The 15,656-nt window shown below is 45.8% G+C and carries 11 protein-coding genes; 10 read left to right on the forward strand and 1 reads right to left on the reverse strand.

Annotated features, from left to right (window positions below; genetic code table 11):
- Position 1: 1 nt before the first annotated feature.
- The 10 genes from ACGF49_RS15620 (at position 2) to ACGF49_RS15665 (ending at position 15,088) form a co-directional block, all read left to right on the forward strand.
- Positions 2-679 (forward strand): type VI secretion lipoprotein TssJ, encoded by a 678-nt coding sequence (locus tag ACGF49_RS15620; RefSeq protein ID WP_387491760.1) that lies wholly within the window; start codon positions 2-4, stop codon positions 677-679.
- 3 nt (positions 680-682) lie between these two features.
- Complete coding sequence (gene tssK, locus ACGF49_RS15625; RefSeq protein ID WP_262977816.1) at positions 683-2,080, forward strand: type VI secretion system baseplate subunit TssK; 1,398 nt, start codon at positions 683-685, stop codon at positions 2,078-2,080.
- The gene (locus ACGF49_RS15630) at positions 2,077-2,700 is read left to right on the forward strand and encodes a DotU family type IV/VI secretion system protein (protein ID WP_262977815.1); all 624 of its coding nucleotides are present in this window, start codon (positions 2,077-2,079) and stop codon (positions 2,698-2,700) included. The genes tssK and ACGF49_RS15630 overlap by 4 nt, the downstream gene beginning before the upstream one ends.
- 15 nt (positions 2,701-2,715) lie before the next feature.
- A complete protein-coding gene (locus ACGF49_RS15635) occupies positions 2,716-6,234 on the forward strand; it encodes a type VI secretion protein IcmF/TssM N-terminal domain-containing protein (RefSeq protein WP_262977814.1) in 3,519 nt (1,172 codons plus the stop codon).
- On the forward strand, positions 6,227-8,791 hold the full coding sequence (tssH, locus tag ACGF49_RS15640; RefSeq protein WP_262977813.1) for a type VI secretion system ATPase TssH: 2,565 nt from the start codon (positions 6,227-6,229) through the stop codon (positions 8,789-8,791). Before ACGF49_RS15635 ends, tssH begins: the two co-directional genes overlap by 8 nt.
- 91 nt (positions 8,792-8,882) lie before the next feature.
- Positions 8,883-10,121 carry a hypothetical protein gene (locus ACGF49_RS15645; protein WP_223121347.1) on the forward strand — a complete coding sequence of 413 codons (1,239 nt, stop codon included), beginning with the start codon at positions 8,883-8,885 and terminating at the stop codon, positions 10,119-10,121.
- A gap of 30 nt (positions 10,122-10,151) precedes the next feature.
- Complete coding sequence (locus ACGF49_RS15650) at positions 10,152-10,778, forward strand: response regulator transcription factor (RefSeq protein WP_113040545.1); 627 nt, start codon at positions 10,152-10,154, stop codon at positions 10,776-10,778.
- A gap of 3 nt (positions 10,779-10,781) precedes the next feature.
- On the forward strand, positions 10,782-14,396 hold the full coding sequence (locus tag ACGF49_RS15655) for a transporter substrate-binding domain-containing protein (protein ID WP_387491767.1): 3,615 nt from the start codon (positions 10,782-10,784) through the stop codon (positions 14,394-14,396).
- Between the two features lie 186 nt (positions 14,397-14,582).
- A complete protein-coding gene (locus ACGF49_RS15660; RefSeq protein WP_113040547.1) occupies positions 14,583-14,837 on the forward strand; it encodes a type II toxin-antitoxin system Phd/YefM family antitoxin in 255 nt (84 codons plus the stop codon).
- On the forward strand, positions 14,834-15,088 hold the full coding sequence (locus ACGF49_RS15665; protein WP_113040548.1) for a Txe/YoeB family addiction module toxin: 255 nt from the start codon (positions 14,834-14,836) through the stop codon (positions 15,086-15,088). The genes ACGF49_RS15660 and ACGF49_RS15665 overlap by 4 nt, the downstream gene beginning before the upstream one ends.
- A 74-nt stretch (positions 15,089-15,162) precedes the next feature.
- Here ACGF49_RS15665 and ACGF49_RS15670 read toward each other — a convergent pair whose 3' ends face one another.
- Positions 15,163-15,537, reverse strand: coding sequence for a VOC family protein (locus ACGF49_RS15670; RefSeq protein ID WP_271865797.1), 375 nt, complete (start codon positions 15,535-15,537; stop codon positions 15,163-15,165).
- Positions 15,538-15,656: the final 119 nt, after the last annotated feature.

The raw sequence follows: 15,656 nt of genomic DNA on the forward strand, positions 1-15,656 counted from the left end.
GATGAATAACATGAATCTTTATAGCGTCATTAAACGCCGTTTTTTAATATTGACGGTAATTCTTGTAATAAGTGGTTGCAGTCACTCTATTTCCAACGATGAAAAACGCTTGCAGGCAATTGAACAAGCCAAACCAGTTTATGCCAGCAATGCCATTCGTTTAAGAATAACTGCGGTTCCGCAACTGAATGTTTTTAATAATATGTCAAATAGTTGCACAATATTAATTGCTCAAGCGGAGAAACGTGAACAATTAGATAAATTACTGGCTAATCCGGTGTTATTACGCAATTTATTTGCCGGCACCGGTGCAACAGAGCAAATATTACAGTTGGATAATTACGTGATGATGCCGGGGCAATCGGTATCTTTACACATCGATAGAGCGGAACAGGCGCGTTATATCGCATTAATTGCCGGTTACTACCCGGCGCCAGATAATACTCATACGCGAGTATTATCACTGCCGCTGCGCCTTGAGCAACACGGTTGGTGGAATAGCGCCTGGAGCGCTGAATTTGTTCCCATGCGCATTAATCTGACGCTAGGACGTTACGCCATTACCCGCAGTGATTTCTCCGCAGGTAACACTGGCGATGAGGTGGTTTTTCCTGGACAAATAGTTTTTCCCGGACAAACGGCAGAATCCGGCAGTGACGAAAGTGTGTTAAGGAAGTAACCCATGTTTGAACATAAACCGATATATTGGTATTCAGGATTATATTTACAACCACAGCACTTTCAAACCCATGAATTGCAAAATGAATACTGGCAAGGACGTTATCAGTTACTGACACAGCCTTATGCTTTTGGTGTGGTGAAACTCGCATTCAATCTGGCCGCGTTAAGTGATGAAATACTGAGTGTTCATCACGCCGCGTTTATTTTTCCCGATGGTTGTTACGTGGATTGTGATGTCAATGGCGTACTCAGTGCCCGATCATTGCGGGATTGCTGGCCGGTACGTGATAAACCGCAGCGCATCTATGTTGGCCTGCGTATGTTCAGCCACAATCAGAGTAACGTCACCGGTATCACGGATGCCAACGGTGTCGGTAATATCACCAGCCGTTGGGTAACATGGCCGCAAGAACAGCGTATGCGGGATGCTTTTGGCGAGGGACCGGAAGCAGAAGTGCAACAACTGACCTATAATTTGCGTTTTTTCTTACACGATGAGATTGATCAGGCAACGGATTATGCATTATTACCGGTGGGTCAACTGCATTGCACCAGTGACGGTATTGCACTGGATAACCGCTATCTACCGCCATGTTTGACGCTCTATGCTGTGCCACAACTGGGCCAGCGCATTGATCAACTGTGTCAGGAGTTAACCGGGCGCGTCCATCAATTGGAAGAGTTGAAACGCCCGCAAACACTGGAAGGGGAAATTTATACCCAAGAAAAAAGCACATTATTGCTGACACTACGGACTCTGGCGCGTTATGTCGTACAGTTGCACCATTTTCAGGAAGCGCGAGATGTTCATCCCTTACAGATTTTTGGGCTATTGCGTCAACTCATCAGCGAGCTTTCCTGTTTTACCGATCGTTGCTCCTTTTTAGGCGAGTGGAATGGGCAAGAAGAGGTACTGGAGAAATATCAGCATCGGGATCTGGCGCTAACTCTTGATAGTTGTGAACGGACAATTGCCGATTTGCTTAATGCACTGGTGCTGGAACCCAACACCGTGATCCCTCTGCAACAGGAAAGCCGTGGTTATTATCATGCAACCTTCAATACAACAGGGAACAATGAACAGCAACGGCTCTATTTGGTGCTGCGTTCTGACAGCTTTACCCATCGCGAGCGTGAAATTCCTGATGATCGCTTAATTAAACTGGCGGCGGCAGAACAGATCGACAATATTATTAACCGCGCTTTGCCCGGTGTACGTCTGTACTACCAGGAAATTGCGCCACATGGTTTACCTAACCGAGCAAATACCTGCTATTTCCGGGTAGAAAACCGCGGTGCATTGTGGCGGCAAGTAGAAGAGAGCAAACGTGTGGCAGTGCACTGGGCAGATGCGCCAGACGATTTACAAACAGAAATCGTTATAGTGAGAGCATCATGATGCAGTTATTGGATTGTTATATTCCAGTATTCACTTGCGTATTGCGCATGATCCAGCAGCAGGTGAATCAAGCGGAAATAGTGCGGCAAACCGTGTTAGCTGAGTTGACACAAGCGCAGAATAGGGCGCGTTTGCAGGGTTATGGGGCACAAGATATCGAAGAGGCAAATTTCGCCGTGGTCGTTTGGGCAGACGAAGCCATTTTGTGTGCAGGCCAAAAAGAACTGAGTATTTGGCGCCAATCATCGTTGCAGGCTGAGCTTTATGATGCCGAACTGGGTGGAAATACGTTTTTTGATCGCCTTGCCGCGTTAGTACCGGATAATTATCCGGTTCGATTGGTCTATGTTTTTTGTCTGCTTGCTGGATTTTATGGCCGTTATGGCAAACATGATAATTTAGAATTACACAATATTATCCAGCAAGAATTAAATAATCTTCCTGATACTTTACGTGGTTATCTCTCTTTAGAAAATAACCAATTAATGAACGGCTGCGATAATAATCCAAAAAATAAGCACTCCAATCATAAATGGCGTAGAAAATTAATATTATTCATGTCATCTATTACATTAATTTATATTTTTATTACCGTCTATTTATTAAATATTGGTCGGTAAACTCGGAAATTAAACATGAAAAAATTATTTTATGCCATTGGCTGGCTTAGCGTGATGGTTATCCTTTTATTACTCAGTTTAACTATTGCGGTGGCATTTGCATGGCCGACAATAGGTGGCCTGTTACTATTTATTTGCCTATTGCTGTTGTTATTATTGCTGCGTGGGGCAATGGTATTCATGCCGGAAATAATGAATAAACTACGCTGGATAAATAAATTCTGGCGGAAAGGAAATAACCGGCTGGAATATTTACTCTATCAACACTGGTGGCAAGGAGGATATTTACAAAGCTGGCGTCGATTCCGTTCATTGTTACACCGTAACGGCCACGTTCCACCGTGGTTTCTGGTGGTAGGCGAACGCGGCAATGGTAAACAGAAGCTGTTAACGCACTGCAATGTGGCGCCCATGACGGGGAAAAATCTACCGTCGCTGACAGAAAACACCTTTACTTGCCGCTGGTGGTTTTTCCGCCGAGCAATGTACATGGTCGTTTCCGGTCGTTATACCGAAGGTCAATCCTTGTACCGGCAAGCCTGGTTGCGTCTAATAAGCTGGATCGCCCAGGTCCGAAAACCTGCTGGTGTACTCGTTTGCTTATCGGTGGAACAGTTGCTAAACAGCGACAATCGAGCGCTCTATATCGCCGCACGTCAGGTACGTGCTCAGTTGGAACCATTGCAGATACGTCTGGAACGCCGCTTACCCATCTGGTTGATCCTTACCCACAGCGAAACATTACCGGGGTTTGACCATTGGTGCACCCAACTGTCAATAGAACAACATACTGAATTGCTAGGCGATTTTATCGAGCACCACACGGTGGGTAATGTCACCGACGTGCTGGACAAGAGCATGAACACCATTGTCAACACGTTGAAAATGATGCGCCTTAAGTTACTCAATCAACAACGGCAGCAACCCAATGCGGAAATCTTAGCGTTACCAGAAACGGTAGCTCAACTGCAACCTGCACTGGGTTGTTACTTGAATGCACTGTTCGACCAAGACCATTATCTGGAGCATGGTCTGTTGCGTGGCCTGTTTTTTACCGCCGAGCATCAAACTGCTGGCATTTTCAGCCACCGTTTGTTGGGAGAATATCTGCCTGACCAAGTTCAACATAGCCAAGATCAACGTAGTAATAGCGTATTGCTGACCGGCTGGCGGACATTGACCAAACGCGTATTCGTTAGCCTACTGGGTTTGATGCTGGTGTACAGTGCCGGCAGTGCATTGATGACGACCTGGCGTGGCGTTATGCAGCTTGAGAATATCCATAAGGTAAACCTCCTTGAGCGGAGTTACTTGCGCTATCGACAAGTTGAGTATTGGTCACAGGAAACCTTGCCATCTCTGCTTTTCTATCCGGTCATCCATACAATGGAACAAAGGATGGCGCAGCAATACCAGCAACAAGCTCCTGTTAATGCATTCGACCCGGCATCGTTAGCAACACATTTGCTAACACGTTTCCGTAACGCGGAAGCACCACAAAAACAGCTGTTGGCTTTACACTGGGCACGTTTTATTAACATTGAACAGGCAATGGCGCATGGCGCTACGCTAGAAACTTTACAGCGTATGCCTGCTTATTCAGCTTCACTATTAAGTGGTGAAAACGATCCTTTATCAGCGGAACAACGCGTCGCACTTCGTCTGGCGCAATATCGCCAAGGCAATGCACAGCAAGAATTTGAACAATGGCGAAATGTATTGCAGACATTACTGGAAGATAGCAATAACTGGCAGTGGCTATTAGCTGACGAACAACCGGCTGGAACGCATTCCCTGACACTGGCTGATTTCTGGCCGCTAACCAGAGAAGATGCCGCCACCATTAACGCTCGTATCCGTGGTGTCTATACTCAAGCCGGTGAACAAGATATTCAGGCAACCTTGGGCGAATTGGCACAAGCCCTTAACAGACCGGAATTTTTTACTCCTTTACAGCGTTCATTTTATCAACAGTATCAAAGTCAGCGCCAATCAGAGTGGTTAGCATTCGCCCAGATCATGCCGCAAGGAGAAACGTTAGTACGAGGCAAGAAAAACTGGCAGGCGTTGATATTAGCAACGAGTCAATATGACAGCCCCTATATCACCTTTATGACACAGTTAGAACGTGATTTAGCCACGATAGAGCCGGCGGAGCAGCAGCCTTGGTTACAGACACAACATCGTTTATGGCAACTGCATGGTTATGCACAAAAAAGTAGCGTGATGCAACGGGTCTCGCTAGGGAACCTCTCTTTACGCCAGCGCATCATGTCATGGTTTGGTATTTCACCGCAGATCTCTGTACGGCTAGATGACAACGTACTGACACGCTATCGCGTCTACCGACAAGCGGTGCAGTTAAATAGCCAACGCGAATTGCTCAGTGATATAGAAACCGAAGTGTTGGTTAAGAATGCGTTAAACAACGAGAAAGGGGAACTGGACGATAGCGGTCTGCGCGCATTGTTCAACCGTTTCACCCTGTGGCGCCACGAGGCCGAAAGCAAACAGAATACCGAGGTAACCGGGTTGAATGAATCCCTATGGCGACTCTATCAGGGTGATGCGCATCTGGTACTACGTTACGCCTTCTTAAGTGCCGCCAGCCGCTTGCAAACCCAGTGGGAAAGCAAAGTGATTTGGCCGATGGAAAAATTGAGCAGACAGGAACTGTTTGATGGTCGGGAATTAAACGCACGTCTGTATGAATACAGTAACGCATTTGTACGGGATACCGCAGAATATGCGTTGGATATTCGTCCTGAAGGGATTAAACGCCAGGAAATGGAAGATGTGCTCTTTCCGTTTAGCGATGATTTTATTTTCTATATTAATAACCTCATCCAGCCAAATGACTTACTTTCAGCGACATCGGATATTCGCCGTCGCCTGCAAGAGAAACTCGCCTTACTGGAAAGCGGGCAACAACTGGCGACAGCACAACAGGAACCGGAACAAGAACAGAAACCATCGGCGGAAGTGACGATTGTCAGCCAACCGGCGACCGCTAACCAAGGGGCAAAGGTATTGCCAATTGGAAGTTCAGTGACGTTGAGTTGTGATGATGGCGTACAGCAGCTTAAAAGTATGAATTTCAATGACAGCATGACGCTGCATTGGAGCCCAGGAACATGCGGTAAAGTCCAAATTGATGTCTATTTTCCTCGCTTTACATTAAGCAAAAGTTACGTTGGTCCCGATGGTTTGCTGCAATTTATGCACGCTTTTTCCCGCGGTGAACTGACTCTGGCAGCACAAACGTTCCCACAGCGGCGCGATGAATTAAGTGCTCTGGGCATCAATAACATCACTGTGCGTTATCAAGTCAGCGGAAGCAAAGCTGTTTCAACACTGTATCAGCAATGGCAGCAACATCAGCAGCAGCAAACGGCGTTGTTGGAACAACGCAACCGACTGGATAGCCAATTATTAAATTTAAGTGAACCAACAGTGGCAAAAGGGACCCTTTCTACTTTGCCATCACAGATCACCACCCATTGGAACGAATTAAGGAAACCTAAAAGTGAGTAATTATCTTAAACAGATCGTAAGTAAATTAACGATAGAAGCGCGTCAGTGCCTTGATGAGGCCGCTAATCTGGCAGTACGGCGCACCCATCATGAAGTGGAAATTGAACACCTGCTATTGGCTTTGTTTGAAAAACAGCTTCCGACGATGGAACAGGTGTGTCGCCACGGCGGGATTGATGCCATGACGTTGCTGAATGCCTGCCAGAGATCACTGACACTATTACGCAGTGGTAATCACCGTCCGCCGGTACTGGCGACCAGCCTAACTGAATGGATGGAACAGACTTGGATGTACGCCAGTACCCATTGGGGCGCATCACAGATTACCGCTCAGGCGCTGATTGTGGCACTGATCATGAATCCGTCACTGCACCATTCGCTGACCTCAGAACTACAACAAGCGTTACAGGGTAACACTGATGGGATAGAACAGTGGTTGCGTACACAAGCACATCCGAAACCGCAACAAACTATATCACCTCCTGTCGGAGATAATACCCAATCTGCGCTGGCACAATACACGCATCACCTGACACAGGCAGCACGTGATAACAAACTCGATCCGGTTTTAGGGCGTGAACGGGAAATTCGTCAGTTGATTGACGTGCTGTTACGCCGTCGCCAAAACAACCCGTTGTTAACCGGTGAAGCGGGTGTCGGCAAAACCGCACTGATCGAGGGGCTTGCTCAGCGGATTGTTGATGGCCGTGTACCGAAAGTTTTGGCACAGGCTGAACTATTTACGCTGGATATGGGGCTGTTACAAGCGGGCGCCAGCGTGAAAGGTGAATTTGAAAGCCGTCTGCAAAAATTATTGGATGAGGTGAAAGGGTATCCTACACCAGTAATTCTGTTTATCGATGAAGCGCATACGCTGATTGGCGCAGGCGGCCAAGCTGGGCAAAATGATGCAGCCAATCTGTTGAAGCCCGCGCTGGCACGGGGTGAGTTACGGGCGATTGCGGCAACCACCTGGTCTGAATATAAGAAGTACTTTGAAAAAGATGCAGCGTTAGCACGTCGTTTCCAGTTGATCAAAGTCGAAGAACCTTCGCTAGAACTGGCAATCGCCATGTTACGCGCCATGACACCCGCGATGGAAAAACATCATGGTGTCAAAGTATTCGCAGAAGCGGTAACGGAAGCGGTTACGTTAGCCAGCCGTTATATCACCGGACGTCAGTTGCCGGATAAATCGGTTAGCCTGTTGGACAGCGCCTGTGCCCGCGTTGCCGTTTCACAGACTGACGAACCAGCGCCGATTGAAGATCTGCGTGCCATGCTGACAAACATCGCTAGCGAACAGGAAGCATTGTTACGTGAAGGCGGCCATGAAACTCAGCTACAGAAATTGGCGCAACGTCAGACTGAATTGCAAGCATCACTGGAAGCAATTTTGCCGGAATATCATGCTCAACGTCAGTTGGTCAATGACATCCTCGCCTGTGAAGAACACGATGAACGGCTACCTGTGTTACGTGCAGAACTGCATCAGCGCCATCATCAGCACGCTTATGTCTTTGATTGTGTTGATGCTACCTGTGTGGCGGATATTATTGCCGGTTGGACAGGAATACCCCTTGGCCGGATGGTAGAAAATGAGCGTGATGTGTTGCGTCAGCTAGAAACCCGCCTCGGCCAACGGGTCATGGGGCAAGATCATGCGCTCAGCCAGATAGCGCGTCAAATTCGGATTGCTAAGGCACAACTGGCCGATCCGGTCAAACCCACCGGAGTCTTTATGCTTACAGGGCCTTCGGGTGTAGGGAAAACCGAGACCGCCTTAGCGCTAGCTCATGAGTTGTATGGCGGTGAACATCATCTGATCACGATTAACATGTCGGAATATCAGGAAGCTCATTCGGTTTCTGGCCTGAAAGGTTCTCCTCCCGGCTACGTCGGTTATGGACAAGGTGGTGTATTGACCGAAGCGGTTCGGCGTCAACCTTACAGCGTGGTGCTACTTGATGAAGTGGAGAAAGCTCACCCCGATGTGCTGGAGTTGTTCTTTCAAGTGTTCGATAAAGGCATGATGGAAGATGCTGAGGGACAACAGATTAACTTTCGTAATACGTTGATTATCCTGACCACGAATGCGGCATCAGATTTGGTAATGCGTGCAGCAATGCACGGAGTAAAAGAGCAGGGGGAAAATCGCCCGGCAACTCTGGAAGATATTCAGGAGATTATCCGGCCAGAGCTGCAACGTATATTTACGCCAGCATTTTTAGGCCGTTTGCAGGTTATTCCTTATCTGCCGGTACATGGCGAAGTTCTGCATGCCATTGTCCGCCATAAATTGAACAAAGTTGTCGTGCGCTATCGTCAATCAACCCAATGTGAATTGCACTATAGCGATACGCTGGTGGATTTTATCGCTGAAGGGTGTCGAATCGCGGAAAGTGGGGCACGTGAAATTGACAACCTGTTAACACAGTTTGTCCTGCCGTTGTTATCAGATCAATTGCTATTAGGTGATGTGCCAGTCAATCAGGATGTCTGGATAGATGTTATAGACGGTCAAATACAGTTACGATCAGACCAAAAGAAATTATAACTATATAATATTATCAACTAAGGGTAGTAAGAGCTTATCTCTGCTATTATTATCTTACAATGTAACATCAGTGTTACGAAATGAGATCCCGATGAAAATGAAAAAGATAGTGATCTTCTGGTTTATCTTTACATTGGTCAATTTCGCGCTGGCACTGTTAAACCTACAGGTACGGGATGTGTGGAGTCTGTCATCACTAGTGTGGTTTCCGGCAGGCTTGTTACAAGGCATTTTTTGCTCCAGGGCACCACGGTACTGGCCTGTCTGGTTAATCACGGGTGCCTTGATTTCGCTGACTGCCAGTCAGTGGTATGGAAGGCCAGTCAATGTATCGCTGACCTTTTCCAGCATCAATATGATCATGCTAGTAGCAACAGCGCTGATCTGGCAGTTTTTTTACGGTGTCATGTGGGCGCCGAAACGGACAAGGGACATCATTAACCTGACCGTACTCTGTTCGTTAAGTGGCATCATTGAGCGATTTATCACGAAATGGATACTTCATCTATTTGGTTATCCTACCGACATATCAGTTTCATTACCGATTGTCGTAGGCTCAGTGTTGAGTTATCTACCACTGACATTGTTTGTTATCTATTACATCACCCACGAGAAAAATGGGGTTGGGAACTGGAAAATCCATGGCTTATGGCTGGTGGCCCTATTTGCCATGACAGTATTGTTCATCAGTCCACCACCGGAAGCCGGGAAAATACACTGGCAAGGAATCGCACTGCTGTTTTCCTTCAGTTTGCCGATGCTGCTGGCACTCAGCGGTAATCTGCTGGTATTAAGCAGCTTTTTATCCCTATGTACGGTGGGGATCGTGAGTGCCACCATTTTTGGTCTTGGTCCATTCTCATCCCCGTTAACCAATCTTCAACAAAATGTGCAGATAGCCGCTTGGTACAGTACAGCGTTCACTTTACCCGCGTTGTTATGCTGTAGCTATTTATCTAACATAATCAACGCATTACATCGGCGTAAAGCGCATTTTCTGTTAATGAGAGCGATGCTGGATCAAGAACAGGTTAATTGCTTTCGGTTAAGCGCCGACGGACATTTGTACTGGCATCATAATGGTGCTGCCTGGATGCGGTGCGGAAAAGCACCCGTCTCCTGGTCGCAATTGATGTCTTGGGTACATCAGGAAGATCGGCATAAAATCGAACAGCTTAAAAATTCAGTCTCGCCAATACCACAGACATTAAAAGTTCGGATTGCGGATGGTAAAGGCGAATTTAACCCCATCATTATCGCCTTAATCATCCATGTGGGAGAAGATGCCGGTTTTATTGAAGGAACGATACGTGAAATAAATAGTAAATAAAAAATAGTCAATAATCTGGAGAAATAACCTATGCCCAGACGAGTCATTATTGCCGACGATCATCCGGTATTTTTATTAGGACTACGTACGATACTGGCAACATTGCCGGAGAATTACCAGATTGTGGGGGAAGCCCATGATGTTACTTCACTTTTTTCTCTGCTGGAGGAAAAAGAAGCGGATATGCTGATCACGGATTTCATTATGCCGGGTAATAACCAGATCGACGGTCTGAGGATGATTAGCCGAATACGGGAACAGTATCCGAATTTGCCGATTGTGGTGATTACAATGATCAGCGACCGAAAAATAATAGCTTCATTGATTGACTACAAAGTGAAAGCGATTTTGAACAAAAACAGCTTATCCCATGAACTGGTAAAAGGGCTGTACAGTACAACCGGACGTTATGAACCCTATCTAAGTGAGCAATTTCTCGAATCACCGGACGAAGAAGTTGTAAAAACGCTAACCAGCAAAGAGTTGGAAGTGATTAAACTGTTGGGACAAGGATTGAGTGTGAATGATATTGCTGCGCGTTTATACCGTACTAAGCAGACGATCAGCGCCCAAAAAATTAGCGCAATGAAAAAGCTCGGGTTAGATAACGAAGCAGCGCTTTATAATTATTTGCATCAGATTGGATTGGGGCTGTAAGCAATGAAGTGCCGGTGCAAAGCATGGCGATGGTTTGCCATATTGGTATTGCTGTTACCGCTATCTGGCTGGAGCCTCAACCTGTTTGAATACCGCAATGCGCAAAAGCTACCTGCAAATGGGCTACCGGTGGAGTTTTATTCAAACATCACTCAAGAATCACAAGAATTTCTGCCTTTTCCCGTTAAAGAATACGGGAGGGTGCTTCCCCCGCGTTTTCCAGCATTAAAAGTTGGCATTCTCTGCTGTATCGGCGCGCCATTGGTGATCCATCGTTGGGACGGCAAGTTGGAAGGGATTTATGCTGATTATCTGCGCTTGATCGAAACTGTGTTGAAAAGACCGGTGGAGGTACGGCTGTTTGGCAACTGGGAATCAGCTTATAAAGCGCTGCAACGTGGAGATATCCAACTGTTATCAAATTCCGCCTCATCACAATCAGGAAATGAAGCAAATGACACTTACCCGATTCTGGTACAACCCCTCGCCCTCATTATGCGCAAAGAACAAGTGAATATGCCATTTGCCAAAATGAATATTATGGCGGCACCAAGCAGTGATCCGAATGTCATTAAGCAATTACGTAAACATTACCATAGCATTTTGGTGGCGAAGGATCAGCAGGAGGGGATACAGGCAGTCGTGGATGGCGAAATGGATGCCTATCTGGACGGGCAAAGTCAGATTGCCTATTTGCTGGCTTTTCGTCCATTTACCGGGTTGACCTACCGCCGGGATATCTCGTTGGGGGAACGGTATGACTTTCTCGGTCACAACGGTGATGGCATGGTTGAAGCAGTAAATCTGATTCTGACATCCATTCCTCATGCTATCAGAAATAAAGTTTACGAACGTTGGATTTCTGGGCTGGCATTGGGCAGTAATAATGACGCTACAATCTTTTCAGCTCAGGAAAAAGCTTGGATTAAAAAAAATCCTGTCGTCAATGTGGCACTGACTCGTACTGCGCCACCTTATTCCTTTCTGGATAAAAACGGTCAAATCACTGGGCTGGATGTGGACATTTTGCGTCTACTGGGAGAAAAAAGTGGCATCACCTTTAATTTTATGCCAACAGATGGCGCAATCGGCATTAAAAAGTTGCTAGAAAATGGCGAAGCGCAAATGACCTCTATGATCAACACCCCCGAACGTAGCCGTTGGCTCTCTTTCAGCCATCCCTATGGTACCGTGGAATGGGTGATGATCACCCGCAATGAGCGCAATGCCCCCAATGAGTTTGAACAACTTAAACACCATCGGGTGGCGATTCAGCGTGGTCATGCACTTTCGTCGCTATTGAAGCAGTATCCAGAGATTTTCGTCGTGGAAGTTGACAGCGTGACACAAGGTATCGATATGGTGCTGGCCGGGGCGGCAGATGCCACTTTTGATAGCCTGATCAGTGCGGATTATCTACAAGCAAGCCGTTATGGTGCCAATATTTCTATTCAGTCCTTTAAGGGCTCATTACAACCGGAACAATACGCCATCATACCGGCCTATCCTCAACTGGTGGACATATTAAATAAAAGCATTGATGCACTGCCACCAAATGAACTGCGGGTATTACGGTTGAAGTGGTTATCCATGGGGAATGTCGCTTCCTATGACGATAATAACATTTCGCCTTGGGTAAAGTTGTGGGGAGGGGCGTTATTTGTAATTGCGCTAAGTTCAATTTTTTGGGGCAGTTATCTTGCTCATCAGATCAGACGACGTAAGACCGCAGAAAGCAACTTACAAAATTTGCTAGCGTACTGGGAAACACTCTTTAATAACATGCCTACGCCCATGTTTGTCTGCGATCCGACCATGTGCATCACGGCGGCTAACCTCTATTTCCGGCATGAAATGGGCTCTGTTGGATCTGAGGTGATTGGCCGTAGTCTTTTTTCCCTATGCTTTTTAAAACCGGTCGATGAGCAAGAGATCAGTCTAATTTTTCTACGCTGTTTGGAAGGTGCTCCTGTACATTTTTCTGATCGCAACATTGTTATTCAAGGACAGGATAAAGACGTTTATTTGTGGCTCGAAAGTTATAGCAATACCGAAGGCGTTGTTCAGGGAATCATTGGTGGCTGGTTTGATGTGACCGAACGTAAATTGTTGGCGCAAGAACTACGCCAGGAACGTGATAAGGCGGAACTCGCCAGCCTTGAGAAATCAGATTTTCTAGCCCACATGAGCCATGAGATCCGCACTCCGCTACAAGCCATTATCGGTATTCTTGATCTGGAGGTAAAAAAGCAAACTCAGCCATCCACGCCATTACATATCGCCTGGCAGGCTGCCATATCCTTGCAAGGAATCATCGGTGATGTGCTGGATTTCTCCAAAATAGAATCAGGGCGGATGGTGCTGAATCTCAAGCCGGAATCATTGCAGACGATTCTGGAAAATTGCGTGGCAACTTTTAGCCATCGGGCAAAGGAAAAAGAATTATTTTTCACCTATCAGTTTGATTTACCGTCTGAATATTACCACCTCCTCGACGCAACACGCGTAACCCAAGTCATCAATAACCTGTTGGGCAATGCTATTAAATTTACCGAACAGGGTGGTGTACAGATCAGCGCCAGCTATCAGTCTATTCCAGAGAGCCACCAAGATGAAATTACGCTGGTGGTTGCTGATACTGGTTGCGGTATTCCAGAAACCATGTATGAGGCGGTTTTACTGCCCTATGTACAGGTGACACAAAATAATGGTGGTAAAACCGGTACGGGGTTGGGATTACCTATCTCTGTACAGTTAGTTGAATTAATGGGCGGCAGCTTGAAAATCATGGGTGCGCCCAGTGGTGGCGCACAGGTTACCGTGATATTACCGCTTACGCGTAGTGTTATTGAAAAGGAGGCGATAAGTGAAAAAACCGAAAATATTGAGATGGAACTTCATGAATCTTTGAATATTTTAGTGGTTGATGATCTACCTGCCAATTTACAGGTACTGTCATTACAGTTAGCGTCATCGGGCCATCGTATTGCGCTCGCTGAAAGCGGTGAACAGGCCATGAATCTGGTAGAAGAGGGCTATTTCGATATCGTGCTGACAGATTGCCAAATGCCGGTGATGAACGGTTACGTACTGGCTCAATTGCTGAGAAAACATGAACGATTACGGCAATTACCGCCATTTATTATTCTGGGATGCACTGCGAACGCATTTTCTACCGAACAGGCTCGTTGTTTGGAAGCGGGAATGAATGGTGTATTAATTAAGCCGTTGGTGCAAAGCAAATTGCTGGCAGCAATTACCCGTTATTACCGGCAAGTTAATGACAAATCAACGTTAACATTCGATGAGATTCAAGCGTTGGCTCAACAAGATATGGCTGTAGAACGCCAATTACTCAGCGCAATACAGCAAGGGATGTCGGAAGATATTGCAGAATTGCAACAACAAGAAAACCAGAAATGTCATGAAAAAGTTGTACGTCACGCCCATCGTATGAAAGGCGCTTTTGCGCTGATGCAATATCAGCAAGGAATACGTGTCTGTCTGCGTATTGAAAAAAGCGAGCTGTGTGATGTGAAAACAATAACCGTTTTATTAACTCGTGCGGAATATTTTCAACAACAGATTGAACAGAAATTGGGAGAGTTGCAGGGTTAGAAACTAAGTGAAACTATCCAAAAGAAACCTTGAAAAGGTGAGTGCAATTTATATCATCGCAGAATTAGCGATGTACTCTCCATCCGAGACCAGTCGAGGAATTGCATCGAATTGATTTCGCAACACTTGCGTACTTATATTTGTACAGGTACAGTAGCAGGTACAATGAAGCGAGGAGGATTAACGATGGACACAATAAGCTATTCAGCATTTAGGACTCACTTGGCCAGCACTTTAGATAAAGTGAACGACGATCACAAGCCAATTTTAATTACTCGTCAGAATGGAAAACCAGCAGTCGTCCTAAGTTTGGAAGATTTTCAAGCCTACGAAGAAACAGTCTATTTAATGGCTAGCCCGAAAAATGCTGCACGTTTAAGTCAGGCAATTGCTGAAGTGGAAGCAGGAAGAATGATTGAAAAAGGGCTATTGGAAGAATGATTTTATCTTGGGCAGAAATGGCATGGGAGGACTATCTTTATTGGCAACAAACCGATAAAAAAGTCCTAAAGCGTGTTAATACACTCATCAAAGACATTAAAAGGCAATCCTTCAATGGGTTAGGGGACCCAGAACCTTTAAAACATAATTGGTCGGGTTATTGGTCTAGACGTATTAATCGAGAGCATCGTTTAGTTTATAAGGTAACAGATGATGCAATCATTATTGTACAGTGCCGCTACCACTATTAAATGACTACCTTTCAGAGGACTTCACAAACGAAGTCCTCTAGTCGTTATTTTAAGAAATCATGATAGCGACCTCCCTAATCCAAAGGACATACCCGAATAATATGACCATCGGGATCTTCAATCAGGAAAGTACGACCAAAGACCTCAGTGTGAGGTTCCTTCACAATCTTAATATCGGGTTTCTTTCGCCATTCCTCAAATAAACGATCTACATCTTCGCCAGATGGCAACATAATACCGATCTCAGAAAACCGTGGAGTAGAGGCATCTGGCGTTGTTCCACCTGACCAAATAGCGAATAGTGCTTCACCATCGGCGGCAAATGCCACATAACGAGGACTCGAAAACACTGGCTTAATATTGAAAAGTGTTTCGTAGAAGGCTGTCGAACGCTCGATATCAGATACGTAGACAAGTTGAAGGTTAGGCTTGCAAGATACTGTCATCATGTCATTCTCATCTAAGTTAAATTCAATAAAATCGTTATATAACTCAACAAGTAACATTTATTACTGTATTACGCTTATCATTATAAGGTAATGTTAATTATATGTATATACATACATAT

It is taken from the genome of Photorhabdus sp. RM96S, from assembly GCF_042879335.1.
Taxonomy (GTDB): Bacteria; Pseudomonadota; Gammaproteobacteria; order Enterobacterales; family Enterobacteriaceae; genus Photorhabdus; species Photorhabdus kayaii.

Bases quoted from the DNA above. Each gene is read 5' to 3' on its own strand.
- ACGF49_RS15620 (WP_387491760.1), top strand. From the start codon at position 2: ATGAATAACATGAATCTTTATAGCGTCATTAAACGCCGTTTTTTAATA.
- tssK (WP_262977816.1), top strand. From the start codon at position 683: ATGTTTGAACATAAACCGATATATTGGTATTCAGGATTATATTTACAA.
- ACGF49_RS15630 (WP_262977815.1), top strand. From the start codon at position 2,077: ATGATGCAGTTATTGGATTGTTATATTCCAGTATTCACTTGCGTATTG.
- ACGF49_RS15635 (WP_262977814.1), top strand. From the start codon at position 2,716: ATGAAAAAATTATTTTATGCCATTGGCTGGCTTAGCGTGATGGTTATC.
- ACGF49_RS15645 (WP_223121347.1), top strand. From the start codon at position 8,883: ATGAAAATGAAAAAGATAGTGATCTTCTGGTTTATCTTTACATTGGTC.
- ACGF49_RS15650 (WP_113040545.1), top strand. From the start codon at position 10,152: ATGCCCAGACGAGTCATTATTGCCGACGATCATCCGGTATTTTTATTA.
- ACGF49_RS15655 (WP_387491767.1), top strand. From the start codon at position 10,782: ATGAAGTGCCGGTGCAAAGCATGGCGATGGTTTGCCATATTGGTATTG.
- ACGF49_RS15660 (WP_113040547.1), top strand. From the start codon at position 14,583: ATGGACACAATAAGCTATTCAGCATTTAGGACTCACTTGGCCAGCACT.
- ACGF49_RS15665 (WP_113040548.1), top strand. From the start codon at position 14,834: ATGATTTTATCTTGGGCAGAAATGGCATGGGAGGACTATCTTTATTGG.
- ACGF49_RS15670 (WP_271865797.1), bottom strand. From the start codon at position 15,537: ATGATGACAGTATCTTGCAAGCCTAACCTTCAACTTGTCTACGTATCT.